Here is a 22167-nt window from a genome sequence, read left to right on the forward strand (position 1 = left end):
TTTAAGCAAATTATTTGCTGTCTTGTATTGACAATATCTTAAAAATGATGATCTGTTTGCGTATAGATAAGTACATTGAGTTAAAAATCACCGCGGATTGTATCAATAACAAGTTATTGCGAGAAATTTATTCGTCAACAAAAAACTATGATAAGTATTTTAGAGAACGTTTGTTCTAGGGTAGCTTCAAATATAATTTTTTTTTCTCGCGTTAAAACAATATAAAAAGGTACTTAAAGTAAAAATACCAAGTATAAAGATTAGAATTAATACAAGTATCACAGTTATATAAAGACAGATCTACTCCCTACGTCTTAACAAGATATAAAGCAAAGATTCTTAATATTTTAAAGAAATACGTCAAATATCTCATCAATTAGCCACCCATTAAGTAAACAAATGAATTAAATCTTATTTAAATAAGATTTACATAAATAATGTAGCTATTTAATGTTAAATTAGAACAGAACGCATATTCAAATTAATACATTTTTCCGGTACAAACAAGCTAACCTTAATAAATGATGCAACTTTCATTGCAACACCTTTTGTAGCGTAAAGTAAATATTACTCGTTCGTTTACGTAGAGGTAAGATAATTATGCTATCAATCTAATAGCATAATTATACAAAATAGTAGAAATTTACGATATTAAATTAATAAATTAGTCTTATTATTATAGATTATGGGTAAATTATAGAAATAATACGATACAAATTTTAATTAAGTGTTAATATTTTATAAAAATTTATCCTATTTTATATGCTATAATTAAAGAAGTTTATTAGCCTAGCCAATAATAATTAGCAAAATCTACAGCAATAAAAGTGCATAATGAATAACAGCAAATTTCAGGTAAAGTTAGAGTAATCTATTAGATTAGTTTGGAGAAGTTTCGTTAGATTCAGCAATTTGCTATCAAAATACATTTTTTATATAATAAAAATCATCTACAAATAATTAGCGTTACAAAGATTTTTTAATCTAAAATACTCAGCTAATTGCTAGGAAGATAGCATTGTAGTAAAACCACCTTTAAAAGTGATATTGATACCTTTGTTGTACATTTATTGTAATATGTTTGGTTTACAAATAATGATAAATATTTGGCGTTGAATCGTTAATGAAAGCTTAGTACACAATTATGAATTTCAGTACTATCCGATTAATGGAGTTAAATTAAAAAAAATCTGAATGCTAATAGTCTACGTACGATTAAATAGTTTATTTATAGCATTGCTTAGTTTGTTTGCAGTTTTTTCAGCATGTTCCATGCAAAAACAATCAGTGTCACAACTTGGTACATACTGGCAGGGTGATTGGTTAAATTCTAAACAAGATGAAACAAAAAAAAAATTTTCTGAATCGCCAAAAGTAGCAATTCTATTACCTATGAGCGGTCGAGCTATGATGATTGGTAAGGCGATGCGCAATGCTGCAGAATTAGCTTTATTCGATAAAGCATCTGACAATTTTACTTTGTCATTTTATGATACTGTTTCTGATCCTCAAACGGCAGCAGTTATGGCCGAAATTGCTATTAACGAAGGGGCTGACATGATTATTGGTCCACTTTTTTCCGATGCGGTCTTAGCCATTCGCCCGATTACTCAAGCAGCTGGCATTCCAGTTTTGTCATTTTCTAATGATCGATCGATCGCTAGCGATGGTGTATGGATACTTGGCATTTTGCCAAGTGAACAAATTAAATTAATAGTTTGTTACGCAGCTATGAAAGAGTACCGCCGCATCGCTATGTTGGCCCCTTGTAATGCATATGGATTTGAAACGAGACGCGCAGCGCAAGAGACTGCGACAATTGCTGGGGCAATTATTCATCCAATATGTTTATATAAATCGGAGTCATTCAGCTCATTGTCTGATATGATTAAGAGTTTAGCTGCATCTCGTGACTATGATGCAGTTTTATTACCAGAAGGAGGAAAAACGATACTTAATGTAGCATCTCTTATGGTCTATTATGATATTGATCCAAGTAAGGTAAAATTTCTTGGCTCCTCCCTATGGGCAAATCCAGCTCTTCTGCATGAGCCAACACTAAATGGCGGATGGTTTGTCGCACCAGATCCAGCAAACCGTAAACCATTTATCGAACACTATTTGTCAGTTTACGGAAATTTGCCAGAAGGCCTAGCCTCGTTAGCTTATGATACCGTAAGTTTAGCAGCGAAACTAGCTCAGCAGCCAAACAAATCTGGCTTTTCCGCAAACTACCTCACTCAGCCATCCGGGTTCAATGGGGTTGATGGTCAATTTCGTCTGTTAGAAGATGGGACAAATCAACGCAACCTTGCAATCTTACAGATTACTACAAACGGAATCAGACTGATAGAGCCTCCATCAACTAGTTTTCTTGAACCTTACTATTCAACAGTTCATAAACTATTACAATAGAAACCATGAAAACTACAGCTTTCAAAGAAAAAATTGATACCATTAATTAACAATTCAATCTCTTCACGCAAGAGAAACCTCAATAAGAATGAGTTTTACTAAAAGATTTATTAAAATTAAAAGAGTTTAGCAGAGCATAGTAATTGATAAGGCGCTAATAAAATGCAGATTAATAAAGTAATCTACATTAATTATTTAGCATTGTGCTTAATCTAAAGTTATATTATTAAAGTAAATTTTTTACTAAAATAGCATACTTTATACACTGTATAACAAAACAGTTGGATGTTTTTCAAACAGATTATTAAGTAATAATTTCCTGCAATTAATAAAATTAAACTTTATCAAGCCTATCGGAAATAGCTAACAATTAATAATTGAAAGATGATTTGCATAACTTAGTTAAGTAAAATAATTTTGTTATGGACATTAGATTCATGGCAATAAGATTATTAGATTAATGTTTTTTTTTGATCTTGGAAATTCTAACTCGAAAATGAGCATAAGTTAAATACAAGAACTTAGTAAAATAAATAAAGATTTGAATGCTTAACATTTTCTTGTAAAGCAAGAGCAGAATTTTGTTGTATGCTTAACAACAAAACTATTGGCGTTAGCTAATAGTAGATGCTAGAATGTGTAAGTGAAAAATAGATTAAAAATAAGTTGTAATCTTACGTATATGCTACAAAAATTTCACTTTTGTCTAAAAGATAACAATCTTTTTCCGTCAAAATTTCTACCCTTAAAGCATCGGTTAACAAGCCGTGAAAAAGCGTCAGCTCTATGACTTATTAATTTTTTTCTATTTATATTACACTCGCCAAAAGTTTCCATATTTTTACCATCTGGTACAAACATCGAATCGTAACCAAAACCATTGTCGCCTCGCGGTGGCCATACGACGCGACCATAAACATAACCTTCAACACTTTCACAATAACCGTCTGGCCAAGCTAAGGCGAGTGCGCAAGTAAACCAGGCTTGAGTATCGTCAGATTTACTAATTATCATTTTATAGTGAACCAATTGCATAGCCAAATTAAAATCTTTTTGTGGGCCAGCCCAACGCGCTGAATATATTCCCGGAGCAGCTTCAAGAGCAGCAACACTGAATCCAGAGTCATCGGCCATAGCAGGTATTCCTGAGGCCTGTGCGGCTGTCAGGGCTTTTATTTTAGCATTAGCGATAAAAGTACTTCCAGTTTCTTCAGGATCAGGTAGTAAAAGATCTTTCGTTGAAAGTACACGCAGATGATAAGGCTTTAACAAATCAGTAAGCTCTACGATTTTTCCTCGATTATCGGTGGCAAGAACTAATACTTCACTATCCATCTTCCGCACCAACATTAAGATAATTTCCTCCGCCAGTACCACATAAAGTTTGGAATATCTTGGTAGTATATCATATGTGATCCTAACTTGAGAACTTAAAAGTATCGATTAGTGTTAATTACCAGATTGTGCTAAAATTAAAGAAAACAAACATCAAAATAATCGCTAAAAACTAACATCCTTAACATTTTAATGATTAAAATTTTTTTGCTAAAAGTTTAGCAACTTACTGATAAACGATAAATTAAGTAGTTTGAGTAAACATTATTGTAATTTAATAATGTCTAAATTTTGAGCAGTTATTTATAACTAACAAAAGTCATAGATAAAAATATTATTGCTTTAATTGTTCATTAAATTATGTGTTTTTAAAGTAAAGCCCTAAGGGCAATTCAATGAATAAATCCTCGTTAAATTTCTACATTTAGATTATAGAGCAATAGTAAAAAAATAGACAAATTTACGATTGTAATAATTGCGTTTTTATTAAGTAAAATATAAAATACGAAAATTGTTTTTTTCACATAAAATCAAATGTTCTTTAGACATAGTAAAATAAAAATATCATACCAAACTAAATAGTTACCAATCTTCAAAATCATCACTTTCATTTTGGATGCAGAAATAACACTTTGTTTACTTAAGATTCTATCCTTGCTAATTTATTCCTAGTTGTTTATAGTTGTCATAATAGATGATTTAAAGCAAATTAATTCTATTTTCATTAGTTTAATTTCAAGCATAATTGTCAATAATGAATGTAAACGAAAGGTTAATTTAATGGTTTTTGACACTCTTTAAATCGTGCAAAAACCTGCAAAAGTGCAACCAGTATGTTCTTATATGTGTTTGGATTATAGACTATTATAACTGAATAATTATGAGTAGTGATTATGACAAAAAACATAAAAAATAATAAAACGTCTGCACAAAACTTATTTGATGATCCGCAGCAATCAGTGGATGATTTGCAGGATAAAATAGTCGATACATTGGTTACCGAAGAATTTGATTTGAAAGAGAAAGAGACAATTGAATCTAATGAGCAGGAAGAGACGATTGATACTGATAGTATAGAAGAAGATTCCCAAGTCATGCGGATCGCAAATCTTGAACAACAGTTAGCAAGATTTAAAGATCAAGCACTAAGAGCCTTAGCAGAAGCAGAAAACTTACGCAAACGCACTGAACGTGAAAAAGAGCAATGGAGTAGACTAGCATGCGCTGATCTTGCTAAAGATTTACTCAACGCAGTTGACAATTTGCATCGAGCGATAGATGCTCTGCCTGTTGATCGTGAATTGCTTGAGGATTCAATAAAGAACGTCATCATTGGAGTAGAGATGACTGAAAAAGAAATACTGTCTGCTTTTGACAAGCATAATATAAAACAAATTAACCCGCTCGGCGAAAAGTTCGATTATAACATCCACCAAGCAATGTTTGAAGTTGAAGATGCAAGCAAACCGCTGGGCACTGTGGTACAAGTACTAGCTCCTGGTTATGTTTTACACGATCGTCTATTACGCCCTGCGCTAGTTGGAGTTTCCAAGATCATCAATCAGAAGAAACAAACAATCGACTCAGATACACCATCAATAACATGATTATTTTTAATTTATTTTATTCGGCGGTTATATATTTATCAAGATACCTGAAGACTGTGGTATATAACTTTAGCAGTATTCCTTAGATTATAAAGTTATATACTAATCATTGTTATGACCGCAAATGTCTGCAAAATATTTTTATATCCCAGTGCATTCAGCCGTCTTCTAATTGGCAATTTTTAAAAATCATTGCAATCGTTGTTTTGTTTGTATGCATGTAAATATAACTGTTCGTTAAGCTGATGACAGATAATCTATACGATATAAATATTGCTTTGTATGTGAAATTATGATCATTGATTAATCAACTTTTAATTACGCTTTTACTAAACAAAAAATCAAAGATTGACTTAAATAGATATGCTTGATATTTTAGTTAACTTATTTAAGAATAACATTTTTTTTGTAAAAAACATATAGCAATGTTATCTCTGCAGACTAATTTAACGGATTGCGATTGATATTTAACTGATTTGTACTTAGTTACCGGTGCAGTATTAATAAATATTACTTTACACAATTATCCTATAAAAAAATAGCACAGTTTTACTTTGACAACCTTAGACAAATTAATTTTAAAAAGATTAGTGATATAATCTTTATTATTGTCTTACTTAAACTATCAGTAATATATCGAAGATATGGCATATTTATTAATATAATTTAAAAAGCTTTATTCATTCTCTAAGATAATAAATTTGTAAATCGCAAAATTTAGCGCATAATTATGTTTAACATCAAAGCGTTAGAAACTGAATTATTGGCTAGGATCGCTCGTGCCGAAGACCTTGATTCATTGGAACAAATTCGAATTTTTGCTCTAGGAAAAAAAGGGCGAATTACTACAGCAATGAGCAATTTAGCTGGTATGAATATGAATACTCGCAAAAAGACAGGCAAAGCACTTAATTCGCTTAAGTGCCTAGTGAAAAACGCATTAGTTGCTCGCAAGATTGCGCTATCTTCAGCAATACTGAATAATCGCATCGTCGCAGATAGAGTAGATATATCATTGCCGGCTCCTCCAGAAATGAAAGGCCGTATCCATCCCATTACCCAAACCACGGACGAAATAGTAACTATTTTCGCAGAGATGGGATTCGTAGTCGTAGAAGGGCCAGACATAGAAAGTGATTACTATAATTTTGAAGCGCTTAACTTTACACCTGACCACCCAGCTCGTCAAGATCAAGATACTTTGTATTTAAAGCCTGATAAAAATGGTAAACGCAAGGTTTTACGTACTCATACTAGTCCAGTACAAATTCGTACAATGGAGAAACAGTCTCCCCCGATTCGCATAATTGTACCTGGGCGCACTTTTCGTTCCGACCACGATGCTACCCATTCACCGATGTTTCATCAACTAGAAGGTCTGGTCGTCGACAAAGTAAGCCATATGGGGCACTTAAAGGGATGCTTGATTGATTTTTGTCACGCATTCTTTAGTATTAAGGATTTACCACTACGTTTTCGTCCTAGCTACTTCCCCTTTACTGAGCCATCAGCTGAATTAGACATTGGCTGTTTGCGAATCGGCACTGAAGTAAAGATTGGTGATTATGGTAATTGGTTAGAAATTCTTGGTTGTGGCATGGTGCATCCAAATGTCCTCCATAATTCTGGAATTAATCCAAACAAGTATCAAGGATTTGCTTTTGGCATTGGGATAGAACGGGTTAGTATGCTGAAATATGGCATTCCTGACTTGCGTCCGTTTTATGAGAGTAATCTACGCTGGATGCGTCATTATGGATTTTTATCATTTGCTCAACCGACTATTGCCGGAGGAGTTTAAAACATGAAGTTTACTCTATCTTGGCTGAATGATCATTTAAATACTGATTTATCTCTCAAAGCAATCACCGATAAACTTACTATGTTAGGCTTTGAGGTTGAAAAAGTGCAAGCTCCATCAAAAGTTTTTTCTACTTTTTTTGTAGCCCAAGTTGTGGAAGTAATGCCGGATCCCACAGTTGATCAACTCAATATATGTAAAGTCGATATTGGCAAAACCGTTCTACAAGTAACATCTCATGCTAAAAATACACGTATCGGAATGAAAAGCATTTTTGCTCCAGCTGGAACCTATGTACCAAGCTATGACTTTAGATTAAAGCAATATAAGAATTACAATGAAATTCATAACGGCATGTTGATGTCCGAAGGACATTTAGGGATGAGCAATAATCATGACAATATCATTGACCTACCAAAAGATGCACCGATAGGGATAGATTATGCTACCTATGCTGGTTTAGATGAGGTAATTATTGAAATTAGCGTCACTCCAAATCGAGGCGATTGTCTTAGTGTGCGTGGTATCGCTCGCGATTTAGCTGCTTCTGGGATTGGTACTTTGAAACCTCTTGATACTTCACCAATGAATGGAACTTTTATAAGCCCACTACGCTTTGAGATCGATTTACCACTGAAACAAACATACGTTTGCCCAGTAGTCATTGGCCGTTATTTTCGTAATGTCAAAAATGGCCCATCTCCATTCTGGATGCAAAAGCGGTTGCGTGCAGTGGATATATCTCCTATCTCCGCTTTAGTCGATATCACAAACTACTTTATGCTTGATCTTGGGTGCCCTATACATGCTTATGATGCCGCTAAGTTACATGGTAATCCAAGTATTCGTTTAGCAAAAAATGGAGAAAAGTGTTTAGGTATAAATGACAAAGAATACACATTAGAAACTGATATGCTGGTAATTAGTGATGCTAAAGGAATCGAAGGTATAGCTGGCATCATGGGTGGCAAGAGAACTAGTGTAAACGATAATACAACTTGCATGTTCTTAGAAGCTGCAATTTTTAACGCGTTTTCTATTGCTAGCACTGGACGTAAGCTTGGCATCTTATCAGAATCTCGCTATCGGTTTGAACGTGGGCTTGACTATACGAGTCCATGGTGGGGAGTAGAAATTGTTGCTCGTATGATACTGAAAATTTGTGGAGGTGAAGCTAGCGACATTGTTGTAAATGGCAAAGAAAATTTATGCCAACGCAAAATAACACTGCGCTATTCTCGAATTGCAGCTCTTTGTGGAGTCGATGTGCCGAATAAGAAAACCGATAGCATCTTATCCGCTCTAGGATTTGAAGTCAATAGCTTAGGCGAGAGCATAAGCGTTATTCCTCCACCTTGGCGGAGTGACGTGATGGGAGAAGCTGAGTTAGTAGAAGAGATCGTTAGGGTGTTTGGTTATGATAAAATACCACCGGTATCTATGGAACATATCAACGTAATTAACCAACCGGCCTTAACCTTTGAACAAAATTTTCGCCGTATTGTTAAGCGATCCTTAGTAAGTCGGGGCATGATGGAAGCAGTGACTTTCTCTTTTTTGCCTTTGAAGCATGCAGAACTTTTTGGCGGTGGGAAGCAAGCTTTGCAAATAGTTAATCCAATTAGCAGCGATTTAGCAGCTATGCGTCCGTCAATTTTACCAAACTTAATTACCGCTGCTACCCGCAACATTAATTCAGGTCATCCTGATATCGCAATGTTTGAAGTTGGCCCAAAATATATTGGTGATCAGCCGGAAGACCAATGCCAAGAAGCTGTTGGTTTAAGAGTCGGTCGTACAGGTCGACGTGATTGGCGCAATTTTGATCGAGCAGTAGACGTTTTCGACGCCAAAGCCGATGTAATTAATCTATTAGAAATGATTGAAATATCGATCATTAATTTGCATTTATCTCAAGAAACGCCAAGTTGGTATCATCCAGGTCGTTCAGGATGTTTTTATCTCGGATCCAAAATTATGGCCTATTTTGGTGACTTACATCCTTACATTCTCAAGTATTTTAATCTTAATGGCCCAGCAGTAGCTTTTGAAGTATTGTTAGATAATCTTCCAATACCAAAGCACAACAACCCGCAACGTCCACTACTAGAAAATAATACGTTTCAGTCAATAGTTCGTGACTTCGCTTTTATAGTAGCAGAGGATTTACCAGCAGACAGAATTACCCAAGCAGTGGGAAGTGCCGACAAGGCTATTATCAATAGTGTTCATATATTTGACCAATATACCGGACCTAATCTTCCTCAAGGGACAAAATCTATCGCAGTGGAAGTAACTATGCAACCACGCTATGGAAATATGAAGAATGAGCAAATTGAAGCAATTTCTGCTAAAATCATTGCTAGTGTGAAAAAAAATACCAATGGGATATTAAGAGATTAGAATTTTAGATAAAAAACAAATGATTGACCAAGAAATTGCCATTAACTTACCATCACTTTATCAGAGTAGAGTACAAAATCCTACTAAAATTTAATTATATTAGAAATGTATCGTTACAATCGCAGAATCAGATCATAATGATCATTATTTAAAGCAATTTAGTTAAATTAACACAGAATTTTTAGCACCTACGGTTTTCAACACGAATTTTGTTTGAGAACGATAAATATAAATACCTAGACTATCACATTACAAGGCATAACAAATTTATTTCCATTAGAGCTCATCAAACTAATTACATCCAATTGTTTATCTGTGATAAATATCACTCGTATATTTCAGTAGCACATGATGTGCTAAAGGATGACATTAGCTTTGATAAATAATAAAATTGACTATGTTCTAATATAATTTATACCAGAAACCATAATAATTAATATCCTAGCTAGATTATTAATTATTAGGCACCTACTTGTCTTAAATGAAAGACATAGGCTGAATAATAAGCAAAACTATCCTTAACATAGTAGTTGATCGATAATATTAATATATAGTTATTACAAACATATAATATACGTATTATACTATAAAAAGTAAAATGTTGCGTTATTTAAAATAATATCTTTTATTGATTGCTTTAAAAAGCATTAAATATATATTCTAATAATTTTTTTAAATTGATTGCTTATTATCATAATAAATCAATTATGGCTTGATAAGCTATAAAGCATTTTATAAAGTAATTAATAAAAATATTTTAGAACTTTTTGTAAAATCTTTAATTATTAAAAATGTAAAACTGCTAAGCTGTAATATCTTTTTACGAACTTTAGCAAAAATAACTTATCCGAATATGATCGTTATCATATTGCGTCAAGGTTTTAGTGTCAATTTGTAACTTTATTACGTAAAACAGCTAAAAACTTTTCTTAGGTGGTGATTTACGACTTGGAATCCAACATAGCTCATAGCTGCACAGTAGTAATTGTCTCTTATCACACAGGTATAATACTTGTACAAAGCGTAAAATCAGCTCTTCAGCAAGATGGAGTATGTTCTGTTATCCTAGTAGATAATGGAAATTCGTTAAATACACAGTGCTCTATAGATGCACTCGCCGCACAGAATCGAACTCTGATAGTTATTCGTGGACAAGGTAATGTCGGTTTTGCTCGTGGATGCAATATAGGAGTTATTCATGCTTATACTGGTTATGTACTTTTGCTAAATCCTGACTGCATCCTACATCCTAATGTAGTAACGCGCGTCTTCTCGGCATTTGACGCAAACCCTGCTGCGGCAATGGCAACAGTATTAATCAAAAACCCTGATGGTACTGAACAGAGTGAATGTCATCGCAATTTAATGACACCATGGTCATGCGTCATAGATTTATTTAATCTACAATGGTTAACTTTTAATTATATAAATTTAAAACATTTTAATGTAAAAAAAAATCAAACACTTAGGGAAGTTAGTACTGTTCAGTGTATTTCTGGAGCTTTCATGATGATATCAACCAATATTTATAATAAGTTAGGCGGTATGGACGAAGATTACTTTTTACACGTGGAAGATATAGACTTATGTATGCGAATAACTAAATACGGTAGGGACATTCTTTACGTTCCTGATGCTTTTGTTACTCATGTAAAGAGTACTAGTCAAGTTTCACCCTTTACGATAGAATGGCATAAGTCAATAAGCGCTATAAAATATTTTCGCAAACACTTCCAAAATAAATATAATTATTTTGCCTTGCTGCTTATTGGTGTAGCGATATTTATTCGCCTAGCCGTGCGAATATTTCCAATAGTTTTATACGGCATTAATAAAAGATTACTTAGTAGTATTCGTTAGGTATAATTACTGTACAATTCTCGCTAAGTTGAAATAATCATAAAGTTTAATAAAGATAAAGTAAAATATTTTATGTATATTTTAACATTTGAGGTAATTGTTAAAGTTATTTTTTGTTTTAGTAACAAATAACTTGATATTATTTTATTTATTTAGCAATAAAACAATTGCGGAAACATTATTTATAGATAGTAGGCAATATTGATTTTCTCATTAAGTATGCAATTCTTTAGGAAGAATTGAAAAGTTCGTTTTTATCTTAATAACAAAAGGAATCAATCAAATAAAATATTAATACGCATAATCTCTAGTGTATTAGTGTTTATCATCAAGCGTTAATTTAATTGTAAAACAATAGCTATAAATAACCTGATACAATAAAAATAAATTTATTCTTTAGTTAAATAAGCAGTAAAGAGTGATTAGTTGTTTAAGTTTAAGACGTAATATTATGCTTAGTGCCAGCTTGTAATAAGCAATGCTTCTGGCTTGTTTTTGAACAACTGTAATAGAAAATTAATTCAATTTTACTTGATCTACTCCCGTGTAATCTCGAATTATAAATAATTTTTGCTTTAAGTGCATGCTTAATTAACTTTTATGTTGACTAAAAATTAATTGTTAGTTTTTTAAAATAAAAAATCTTATTCCTGTAGTGTAAATTAAAAAATACTTTATTTAGCTTTAATATAAAAAAACTTTTTAAGGTTATTATTGTACTTTTACAATAGTAAATTGTAAGAAAAGAATATTTTATTACTTTAATATCCTTTAAAAAAATAATTTTTAACCATTATCATAACTTTATGAAAGTTAATGATGATTCATTTCAACGAAATGATATTATCGAAATAATTTCAAAACTAATTATAGCATCATTGAAATAGCATACAGTTAGGCAGTATTAGTATATACTGTAAAATAGCATTTTAGGATAAAATTTTAAAATCAAAACAATTATTATTCAATAATCGTAAAAGATTTGTGTTGTTATCTTCTTAAACAGCATAATTATAAAAATTTATTATTTATTAAATCTCCTTGAATCATATAAAGATTAGAAAATTTTATACTCTTGTAAATTACTTGTGATTTTAATAATCGCAATATACTCTTCAGTTAAGTTAACAAAGTGATTTTGGTGAAATTAGATGCTCTAGCATCGTTATAACCATGTTGTAGTTTCATTTGTTGTTTATTAGGTAAAACCATTATACTCACAGAAATATCTACTGTCTCAAATTAGTTTTACAAAGAGCTAAATTTAACGGTTAATATTCAAGGGTTTTTAACTTAGTATAAGTAAAATTGCTTTTATAACTATTATCCTAGATAATATAAAATATTATTTATATCAATTTTATATGTTACTTGGTAAAAAAAGTCTGCTTGCTCTACCTAAATTTTCTTGTTAAATGTAATTCAAGATCATACTAATAATTATTAAGTAATATTCAATTATAGATATGAATTGAAGAATTTTAGTATGAAAATAATTTATCTTAATAAAAGCAAGTAAACTTTCTGTAAAATTCTTTTAGAGATAGCGATAAGTATAGAGATTTGTTTTGTATTTACAAAAGATAAGTTAGTATCAATTGTTGGATAGTATGGTAAAATAATCAGTTAAATTAGAAATATTTTATTTGTAAAAATAGCATCGTATTATCGGAAAATTATATACTCTAATTATTATCAAAATATGATATAATCAGTCATATAAAAAAACATGCATGAGACTAATAAGCTAAAGAAACGATTTATATAACTAATCAGTGAATTGCTGATTTTTGTGAGTAAAATAAGATTTATAAATGTAATTTATTTATTTTATGATTAACTATTGCACATCTTGTTTTGCTTACTTATGTGCTGCACTATTGTTATTCACGTATTGACTAAATGGTAATTTTTATATCCAACAAGTACAATCAAAAAAGTAAAATACTGCGTCGATCAATATGACAAACAATATTCATTCAATAATAAAGTAGCTAAACTTGTTTTGATAACAAAATAGCAAAAATGCATTTACTTTTGAAGTATCTTGTCTTTTTTAAAATATAAACAAATAAAAAACATGCATTTGTATTCAAAACTAGAAAATATAATTTATTCCTGGTTTGCAAGAGATTATTCTTGTTAGCCATTTCCTTTATTGGCGCTGAAGCTAGTGCTAATAATTAAATACACCTAATAATGTTTTAGCTATGCCGCGCCGCAGATCAAACTCGCGTAAATTTATCCGCTATCGGCAAAACTTTTTCTGGAGGCCTAGTAGAGGGAAAATACTGCGACACAGCGCAGTATTTATCAGCGCTATAATGGCTTTAATCTATGGTTTTCAAAAATTTGAGATTGTTTACCCAATACACAAGCCATTCAATCGTGCGCTTTATCGTCACTGGACTGATCACGATAAAGATTGCCAAGATACTCGTCAGGAAGTTTTGATTTCCGAAAGCTTAACAACGCCGGTGCTCCGTCGTGACGGATGTAAGGTAATATCTGGCAAATGGTACGACTCATTTACCGGCAAGATCTTTACTAATCCTTTTGAGCTTGATATCGATCATCTAGTGCCATTATCAGAAGCACACCGCTCAGGTGCTTATAAATGGAACGCTGCCCGGCGTGAAGCTTATGCTAACGATCTTTCACATCCTGATACACTAATAGCCATTGATAAAAAAGTAAACAGATCTAAGAGAGATTCCGATCCACTATCTTGGATGCCGCCAAGGCTGAGTTATTGGTGCCAATATGTAGCTAGCTGGCGCGCCACAAAAAAACGTTGGAAGTTGCAAGAGGACTTATTGGAAAGCTTGTGGATTGATATAATAATAAAAAGCTGCTCGCTTATAGACAATCATAATAAGCTCATTACAATCCTTAGATCTTATTTAACTTAGTATTATATACTATGTGCTATACTTTACTTAAAAAAAAATTGAGCGCTAGTATTAAGCTAAATGAATATTGTGTAATTTGGTACACTTAAAGCTAAACAAAGGGTTTTTCTACGAAAATAGAGATTGATTACACGATTAATGCTATAAATAATTAAACGAAAACTTAATTACCTAACTTATAAAAGTTTAAGACAATTGCGAATTTATTAAATTTTCCTATAGTAAAATTAATTTGAATTAAATCAGAAACAATTCTTTATTAGATAAAAATTAGTTTTAGTGTTTGCAAAATTGACAAAAGTATTGGAATACTGAAATTCCTTATTTCTAGATTAAATCACATAATTTCCTAATATTGTCAATAGTTCTTTGTCAGAAGACTGCTAGTAGCCGTATTATTACTGTGGATTTTTATCCATCTTCTCTAATAGAGAATAAAGCAATGAACTATTTTATAAAATATTAACAAATAGCGCGTATAAGAGGCTTATTATATAGAAAAAGCTAGATATAGTAGCACATAAGTGAAACAAAACAACAATTTGTACTTTCTAAGTAAGTACAAATTAACATGCTAATCTGTGAATTTTTGGATGAGTCGTTCAAAATGAACACATGTGAAATGATAACACTTTTGAAAGAAAATTTAAGTAAAAAAAGTTGATAATTTCATGCTATTAATGATCAGCTAGGTCTGCTAGAGTACACCAGACTGGAGTGTGGTCGCTTGCCTTCTTTTGACCACGAGGCGTAATATCAATACCAGCATCCTCCAGTCTATCAGCTGCTTGAGGCGACAAGAGCAAATGATCGATAAGAAAGCCATGGTCATTTTGCCAAGCACCACCGCTGTAATCCCAGTAACTGTATTTGTGCTTAGTATGGTCTTTAGCACGAAAAGCATTGGTATATCCCAACCAAAGAATTTCACGAAAAGCAGCCCTAATCTCCGGCTTGATAAGTGCGTTTCCTTGTAATGCATCGTGATCATATACATCATCATCAGTAGGAATCACGTTATAGTCACCACCAAGAATAACTGGCATTTCCTCAATCAACAATTCCTCTGCACGCGCTTTTAAACGCTTCATCCAGTTAAGTTTATAAACGTATTTTTTGCTATTGACTGGATTACCATTAGGCATATATATATTGGCTACACGTATACCATCTATCGTAGCTTCTAAATAGCGTGCATCTTCCTCTTCACCACCAGGAAGACAAGACAAAACGTTATCAAAGCCACGATTAGAAAGTATAGCTACACCGTTATATCCTTTCTGACCATGAACAGCGCACTGGTATCCTAATTCTTGAATCTTTAAGCGCGGGAAATATTCATCAAGTACCTTAATTTCTTGTAACATAACTACATCTGGATTGGCTGTTTTCAGCCAGCTTAAAACGTTTGAAATACGAGCTCTAATTGAATTGACGTTCCAAGTAGCAAACTTCACAAAATTTAACCCGCCTTAACTCACCGAAAAGCAAATCATCAATGCTTAACAGGTATTTTATTATCAATAAACTAAATAAAAGGGCAAGGAACTATTCAACTTACCGCAAAACTTGTACCGCAACCGCAGGATGATTTAGCATTAGGATTTTTGACAGCAAAATAAGCACCTATAAGCTCTTCCTTGTAATCAAGCTGAGCACCTGTTAATAAATCTAGCGATAGATCATCCACCAACACCTCAACTCCGTTATGCTCGAAAATATGATCATCATCGTTCATCGTACCGTCGAAATCAAAAACGTAATGAAATCCAGCACACCCTCCGCCTAGAACAGATACTCTCATCCTTAAATCACGCAAACTACTTTCTTTACTTTTTAAGAAAGCAATTCGCTTAGCTGCACTTTCCGTAATAATAAATGTACGACCTTGCGATGTGCATTTTGTCATTTTGCGTTTCCCGTAAAAATAAACAAAGACTAACGTAATAGCTGCAACCTTCGGCTTCAATAAGTAATTTAATGAAAATATAAAAGCCAGTCTGCTTGAAACAAATATCAAAAAAATTCCGTAAGATTAAGATACTGTAATAAAGCTATATTAAAAGAAAATTTAATTTTTAAAGTTAAAAATTAGTCTAATAAATACTAATCCAGCGTATCATAAATCTAAATTCAAATGTTAATCGATTTATTCAAAAATTCGTAATGATCTAAAATTAGGCCCATTCGCATACTATTACAATATTGAGCAATTAGGTGAAGAACTTTTGTAATTAATTTTACTAACGCCAAAAATAAAAACCAACAAAATATAATCAGGCATTGCTTTTAAATACTAAACAAAGCATCCTTTAAAAAGAGCAATCTATCAACGAATGGTAAATTCGTTAACTAATCACATCTCTATTTTAGATAATCTTTATTGTAACAAATTTTTCTTTTTGTAATTATTAACAAAACTGATCATTAGTATGTAATTAATAATTTGATATTAGTGTTTAGATTTAATCCTCTCCTTATTCTTACAAAAATACCATGCATAAGATTACTTAACCTACCTTACGAGACGCGTATTATATAATGTACTCATGTTTAATTATTAGTTGAGATTTTGCTACACAATTAATACTTATTGTTTTCTGCTGCTGTCTATCTCATCTTGAAAAGATGCTAAAGAGCTTGCCTATAAATTGGCAATAGCCATGATCACAAACAACCTCATAAAAGCTACACAATAGTCAAAAATCATTAAGTACCTCCTTTTGTTCTACCTGTAGCATAGATCATTTATTTTCTCTCAGGATCTTTTTAAATTTCGTATAAAATATTCAGTATACATGGAAGAAAAGTATTGCTGATAACACGTACATACTTAATTTTTCATTCTGGATCTTTTCAAAATAAAATCCTACAATTAATTACTTGCTTAATTAATTTTAAACTAGTTGCCAATAGACTGTTTGGAACTAATTTCAACAAATTACCGACTTAAACCGTAAAAATCTTTAAATCTATTTTTACTTTAAAATAATACTAGCTAAAACAAATTCCTTTCGTTTGAAATTTGCTTACAAAAACTAGAAAAATAATATTTTCAATATAGCATTCTAAACATGCCAATGCATTGTAGTAAACTCCCAGTTTATTAACTGTAGGCCATCAATATTTTCTTAATTAACGAAATACCTCAGACGAAAACTAACTTAATATAACGATACTAAAATTATGTAGTATACTATAATTACTTTAGTAAAAGTCTTTATATTTAATTTTTAATAGCAGTCTAGCCATTAAAAGGATATGTAAAAATAGTATGCTAATGATTAGCTAATTTTTAGAATAATGTAATTAACATTAATTGCAGCAAATAGTTAATGTTGTTAATCAAACAAATGCCTTACACCTCATAGTCTAATGTTAAGGATCCTTATGATCAACTGCTCATGCACATGATTGGCAATGTGAGAATAATTGATGCAATTGCTTTATTTTGCTAGAATCTTAGTTTTAGTTTTTAAATACTTCCTAGTATTATAAAATAATAACTTATTTAACTGTATATAGCAGTTGATGTCCTTGTTATTTCTAAGCAACCAACAGTCAAAATATCTGCAACGATTATAATAAGCCAAATACGAGACAGTATATGACTATATTTTCAATGCAATATTTTCTAAAGGTAAAATGTAATTGACCCCTAGGTTTTCGATCCAATGATCTTCAATCACTTAAAGACCAACAAAAGATTATGCTCATGCTGTTAAAATTAATATTATGTTGCTTGTTTTATAATTAGGATAAAATTTTGAATTTCGCTAATAATTAAATTGCCAATTTATGGGCGTTAGCGTATGTATATCTTAACATTTTGGATCAACTAGACTTCTTGAGCTTTAATTAAATTTAACCACTAAAAGACTTCTTGAGCTTTAATTAAATTTAACCACTAAAAATAAAATTCAAGTTCACGATAAGGATCTTATAATGTTATAATTTATCTAACACAACAATAAGCAACTTCTGTTCGGTGCTGATTTTGACAAAAAATACTATGCAATCTAACTTGTTCGCTGCAAATTTTAGATGATTATAGAGTACAATGCAATTTTATTAAGCACTTAGTTTGAGGTTTATAATTTTATTCATATTGCCCTAATAAATAACCATGATTATTCTTATGACGATCATACGGAAAATAGTTAAGGTGAATATCTTCAACGATTTTAAAAAATAAAACCATAAATTTACAGCATTTTATAATAAAAATCTTGCTAGATAGTGATTATTATAAAACGATGTTGAAATGTATTCACCTACCTATTGATATATAGCTTAACAATATAAGAAATGTAGCCAAAGATAAATGATTGGCAATCTAAATAACAATAACAATAGTCACCTCATGCGACTAAACGACAAATATTTCAACATTATAAACAATGTACAAAATACTAATTGAGCTATTTTTAGATTATTGATGAATAATATTAACCGAATCATAGATCGCAACCGTCAGTGGGCAAATCGTATAAAAGAAGCTAATCCTAGTTATTTTGATCAAAATTCTCTTCAACAAAATCCAGATATTTTGTGGATAGGCTGCTCGGATAGTCGATTACCTGTCAATCAAATTTTGGATCTACCTTCTGGAGAAGTATTTGTGCATCGCAATATAGCAAACCTAGTTGTGCCCTCCGACTTAAATTGTCTATCTGTTCTACAGTTTGCCGTAGAAGTGCTGGGCGTCATTAACATTTTAGTATGCGGCCACTATGGCTGCGGTGGTATACGTGCGGCAATGACTGGTAGTAATGGCAATTTAATTGACAACTGGCTAAATCACATAAGACTAGTGCACCGCTTACATGCACGAGAATTGCCAGAAAATATGCTCGAGGAAAAATCCCTCGAACAGCTTGCAGAGCTTAATGTTATCGAGCAAGTAAATAATGTGTGTCGTACTACGATTGTGCAAAATGCTTGGTCAAATTGTAGTAATTTACAGGTTTACGGAGTAATATATGACATGAAAAAAGGCATTTTAAGTGAATTGTGCCGGCGGGATTCTTAAGCAATGTATCTATGAAAGAATTTACTATTCACAACTTTTTTGTAAAATGTTGAATAGCTTTTTGTGGAAAGATTATTTTGATCGACTGCTGACAAAGCAATACGAAGTTGTATATGAATTTATAATTTTTGACGATCTAGCTTAAATGTTATTCTAAGTTAAAGTTTGTTTTGAAAATTAAAGAAATTTGTTGCTTGTTAATAATGCGTGTAAAAATTAATTTAATATTAATTATTTTGCGTAGTATTGCAGTCTAAAAAAATTAAGGTATCTACAATACATGAGCTTAACGCCTCATTGCTTTAAAGACAAATTAATACGATAAAAATATCGCTAGCAACTGAACCTCAGAAAATCAATTTATACAGCCTATTCATCTACAAAACAAAAATCGCTTTCTCTTAGTTATTAAGAGAAGTTTAATTAACTAAAAGATTAGCAGATATTCAATAATTGATAAATTATGTGTTTTAACGTTTGTTTTTCTGTAATAAAAACAAAAGAAAGAATGCGTTTTGCTGAGCAAAATTAGATTTTTTTATATAACCCGCTGATTAGTTTATTATGATGAAATTCATATTTACACGATTCGTATTGTAATGAAAAAGATTATCAGTAAACTATCGAAGGTATTTGCGAACATATCTTTTATAATTGCTTATGCGGACGAAATTTAAGTATTACTATATTTAGAATAATATATTTGTTCAAAACAATAGCACAAATAAAACTATATGTAAATTAAGCATAACTACTCTTTTTTTTAAAAGATAAATTGTGAATTTTCATATTCATACTAATGATTATTAGTTTTCCTAAGAATTTTAACAAACTAATGCAACAATTATATAACTTGATTGCTTTTACACAACTAATCAATCAATTAACTTAAAATAGCTTAAGAAATATTTATCGTCATACTAACTAACAAAATAAAATGCAAATATTTTTAAAACTACTAATCTCTGATTGGAAAATCAATAAAACACTTGAGCTATTCAATATTCGACTCGTGCCTAAAATGAAATGATAACACCAAAATTAACCTTGATAATTTGCAGGCCTTAATTTTACAAAAAGCTATAGATATTCCTTAATATTAAAAATAAAATATTCTTAATATTAGCAAGTAAAAAAATTTTATTTTTAATATTATTGCATGAATTAAAAACACAAATATAATAAAGTTTTTGGTAATATTATTATAGTTTGCAATGCGCGGAAAAGCTAAATTACTTAATTAGCATAAACAATCTATACTGGACAATAAAAGTTAATAAATTTTCTAAGCAAAATTGCACAAAATTCCTAGATAAAATAATAGATTTACCTATACGCCCATAGCCAGTCAATTAATTTTTCAGTAAAAATTTATATCATGACTAATGAGCAGTACGCTAACACAGCCCTTCATTTTCTAAGCATAATAATAGACTAGGTGTACGTAACACAATTCTTTTTGCATAAAAACTAACTGCTGATTTTTGATTAACTGCAGGTATTTTCAAGCATAACAGATTTATCTATTTGAATAGGAAACATCTTAAGCTTTAAGATACATCTTAAGACAAACAGCGCACAAATTACATTACCAAAATACTATGATATCAATTTATCTGATATCAATTGAGCAGCAGCAGCGGGATTAGGAGCTTGAGTTATGGGCCTACCAATGATTAGATAGTCAGCCCCAGCAGCAATAGCTGCTTCTGGGGTCATTTTTCTTTTTTGGTCATCTCTGATCAAATCAGATGGACGTATACCTGGCACAATCAAACTAAATCCAGCACCACAATTTAGCCTAAGTATATCGATCTCATGAGGAGAACAAACTACACCGTCGCAACCCGACCTTTTGGCTAGTAGTGCTAAACGTTTAACCTGAATATAAGATGGATAATCTTGTCCAATCATTGCAAGATCATCATCGTTAATGCTTGTAAGCACAGTAACTGCGATCATCAGAGGTGGAATAATGCCTATCTTGTTTGCGGCTTCTAGATTCGCTTCGACTGCTGCTAGCATCATCGCTAATCCGCCTGAGGCGTGAATATTAATTATCTTTGGCCGAGAAATGGTCACTGCGGAACGCACAGCTCCTGCAACCGTATTCGGAATATCGTGATATTTTAGATCAAGAAAAAGCGGTATATCGTCGGCAATTTTTCTAACTCCGTTAAGTCCATTAATGTTATGGAACTTGATACCTAACTTAATGCCACCTACGTACTTACGCACGCTGGTGGCTAAAAATTTAGCTTCTTCCATGTCCGTAGTATCAATAGCAACAAATATTCTTTCACGAGGATTCATTAGCTTACTTGTTTGTCAAGAAAATCAAAACCTTTTGGTGACTTTGACAACTGAGCGCGGATCTCTTCTTCACGAACGCGCATCAAAGTAAGTTCACGTTCCAAAGTTCTTAATCGCTTCTCGGCCCGATTGGCACGTATATTGTGATCAAACCCCCAGATCCAAGCGATCACCGCCCCTGTTATAAAACCAACAACAAGTGACAGCATGAATATCAGAGATATCGGAACATCTAAAACTCCCGGCAAAGGCCACAACTCCAATGATATAAGTTTCCAATTAGACACGGCAAAAAGCACTACCGCAACAGTAATTGGAAGCTTAATGCAGAAAAAAATTAAAGTAAGCATCCAATTAATATGCCTCATTATGAACCTCTACAGTTACTGTAAAATGAAGGCAAATACAATGCCGTAATCGAATTCTAAGCTATAGAATAAGCATAGTTTTAATTAAGTTTGCACGGATTTTATAAACCAAATACATGTA

General features: G+C 31.8%; 12 protein-coding genes. 7 read left to right on the forward strand and 5 right to left on the reverse strand.

Features of this window, described 5'->3' with window-relative positions; genetic code table 11:
• Nucleotides 1–1272: 1272 nt before the first annotated feature.
• Entirely contained in the window at nt 1273–2415 is a 1143-nt protein-coding gene (locus tag A1OE_RS03080; RefSeq protein WP_052312390.1) for a penicillin-binding protein activator, read from the forward strand.
• A gap of 696 nt (nt 2416–3111) precedes the next feature.
• On the opposite strand, the gene A1OE_RS03085 is transcribed toward A1OE_RS03080, so the two are convergent.
• Complete coding sequence (locus tag A1OE_RS03085) at nt 3112–3765, reverse strand: non-canonical purine NTP pyrophosphatase (RefSeq protein ID WP_015088817.1); 654 nt, start codon at nt 3763–3765, stop codon at nt 3112–3114.
• Between the two features lie 878 nt (nt 3766–4643).
• Between A1OE_RS03085 and grpE the strand changes: the two genes are divergently transcribed.
• The 5 genes from grpE (at nt 4644) to A1OE_RS03110 (ending at nt 14333) form a co-directional block, all read left to right on the forward strand.
• The gene (gene grpE / locus A1OE_RS03090) at nt 4644–5357 is read left to right on the forward strand and encodes a nucleotide exchange factor GrpE (RefSeq protein ID WP_015088820.1); all 714 of its coding nucleotides are present in this window, start codon (nt 4644–4646) and stop codon (nt 5355–5357) included.
• A 730-nt stretch (nt 5358–6087) separates the two neighbouring features.
• Nucleotides 6088–7158, forward strand: coding sequence for a phenylalanine--tRNA ligase subunit alpha (pheS, locus tag A1OE_RS03095; protein ID WP_015088822.1), 1071 nt, complete (start codon nt 6088–6090; stop codon nt 7156–7158).
• Between the two features lie 3 nt (nt 7159–7161).
• Complete coding sequence (gene pheT, locus A1OE_RS03100) at nt 7162–9561, forward strand: phenylalanine--tRNA ligase subunit beta (protein WP_015088823.1); 2400 nt, start codon at nt 7162–7164, stop codon at nt 9559–9561.
• 948 nt (nt 9562–10509) lie between these two features.
• Nucleotides 10510–11421, forward strand: a complete 912-nt coding sequence (locus tag A1OE_RS03105; RefSeq protein ID WP_015088826.1) for a glycosyltransferase family 2 protein — start codon at nt 10510–10512, stop codon at nt 11419–11421.
• Between the two features lie 2210 nt (nt 11422–13631).
• Nucleotides 13632–14333: a GmrSD restriction endonuclease domain-containing protein gene (locus A1OE_RS03110; RefSeq protein ID WP_015088828.1), complete on the forward strand. Its 702-nt coding sequence runs from the start codon at nt 13632–13634 to the stop codon at nt 14331–14333.
• 677 nt (nt 14334–15010) lie between these two features.
• Here the strand turns inward: A1OE_RS03110 and xth are convergent.
• Together xth and erpA are read right to left on the reverse strand one after the other, a co-directional pair.
• Entirely contained in the window at nt 15011–15790 is a 780-nt protein-coding gene (xth, locus tag A1OE_RS03115; protein ID WP_015088829.1) for an exodeoxyribonuclease III, read from the reverse strand.
• 95 nt (nt 15791–15885) lie between these two features.
• A complete protein-coding gene (gene erpA, locus A1OE_RS03120; RefSeq protein WP_044283277.1) occupies nt 15886–16242 on the reverse strand; it encodes an iron-sulfur cluster insertion protein ErpA in 357 nt (118 codons plus the stop codon).
• Between the two features lie 2529 nt (nt 16243–18771).
• Here erpA and A1OE_RS03125 point away from each other — a divergent pair.
• Nucleotides 18772–19365: a carbonic anhydrase gene (locus tag A1OE_RS03125; protein WP_015088835.1), complete on the forward strand. Its 594-nt coding sequence runs from the start codon at nt 18772–18774 to the stop codon at nt 19363–19365.
• 1599 nt (nt 19366–20964) lie between these two features.
• Here A1OE_RS03125 and pyrF read toward each other — a convergent pair.
• Both pyrF and A1OE_RS03135 read right to left on the reverse strand, forming a co-directional pair.
• Entirely contained in the window at nt 20965–21678 is a 714-nt protein-coding gene (gene pyrF / locus A1OE_RS03130; RefSeq protein WP_015088839.1) for an orotidine-5'-phosphate decarboxylase, read from the reverse strand.
• On the reverse strand, nt 21678–22046 hold the full coding sequence (locus A1OE_RS03135; RefSeq protein ID WP_015088840.1) for a LapA family protein: 369 nt from the start codon (nt 22044–22046) through the stop codon (nt 21678–21680). The genes pyrF and A1OE_RS03135 overlap by 1 nt, the downstream gene beginning before the upstream one ends.
• Nucleotides 22047–22167: the final 121 nt, after the last annotated feature.

The sequence above is a fragment of the Candidatus Endolissoclinum faulkneri L2 genome, assembly GCF_000319385.1.
Classification (GTDB): Bacteria; Pseudomonadota; Alphaproteobacteria; order Thalassobaculales; family Thalassobaculaceae; genus Thalassobaculum; species Thalassobaculum faulkneri.

Bases quoted from the DNA above. Each gene is read 5' to 3' on its own strand.
- A1OE_RS03085 (WP_015088817.1), bottom strand. From the start codon at position 3,765: ATGTTGGTGCGGAAGATGGATAGTGAAGTATTAGTTCTTGCCACCGAT.
- A1OE_RS03110 (WP_015088828.1), top strand. From the start codon at position 13,632: ATGCCGCGCCGCAGATCAAACTCGCGTAAATTTATCCGCTATCGGCAA.
- A1OE_RS03125 (WP_015088835.1), top strand. From the start codon at position 18,772: ATGAATAATATTAACCGAATCATAGATCGCAACCGTCAGTGGGCAAAT.
- pheS (WP_015088822.1), top strand. From the start codon at position 6,088: ATGTTTAACATCAAAGCGTTAGAAACTGAATTATTGGCTAGGATCGCT.
- pheT (WP_015088823.1), top strand. From the start codon at position 7,162: ATGAAGTTTACTCTATCTTGGCTGAATGATCATTTAAATACTGATTTA.
- pyrF (WP_015088839.1), bottom strand. From the start codon at position 21,678: ATGAATCCTCGTGAAAGAATATTTGTTGCTATTGATACTACGGACATG.
- grpE (WP_015088820.1), top strand. From the start codon at position 4,644: ATGACAAAAAACATAAAAAATAATAAAACGTCTGCACAAAACTTATTT.
- A1OE_RS03080 (WP_052312390.1), top strand. From the start codon at position 1,273: ATGCAAAAACAATCAGTGTCACAACTTGGTACATACTGGCAGGGTGAT.
- A1OE_RS03135 (WP_015088840.1), bottom strand. From the start codon at position 22,046: ATGAGGCATATTAATTGGATGCTTACTTTAATTTTTTTCTGCATTAAG.
- erpA (WP_044283277.1), bottom strand. From the start codon at position 16,242: ATGACAAAATGCACATCGCAAGGTCGTACATTTATTATTACGGAAAGT.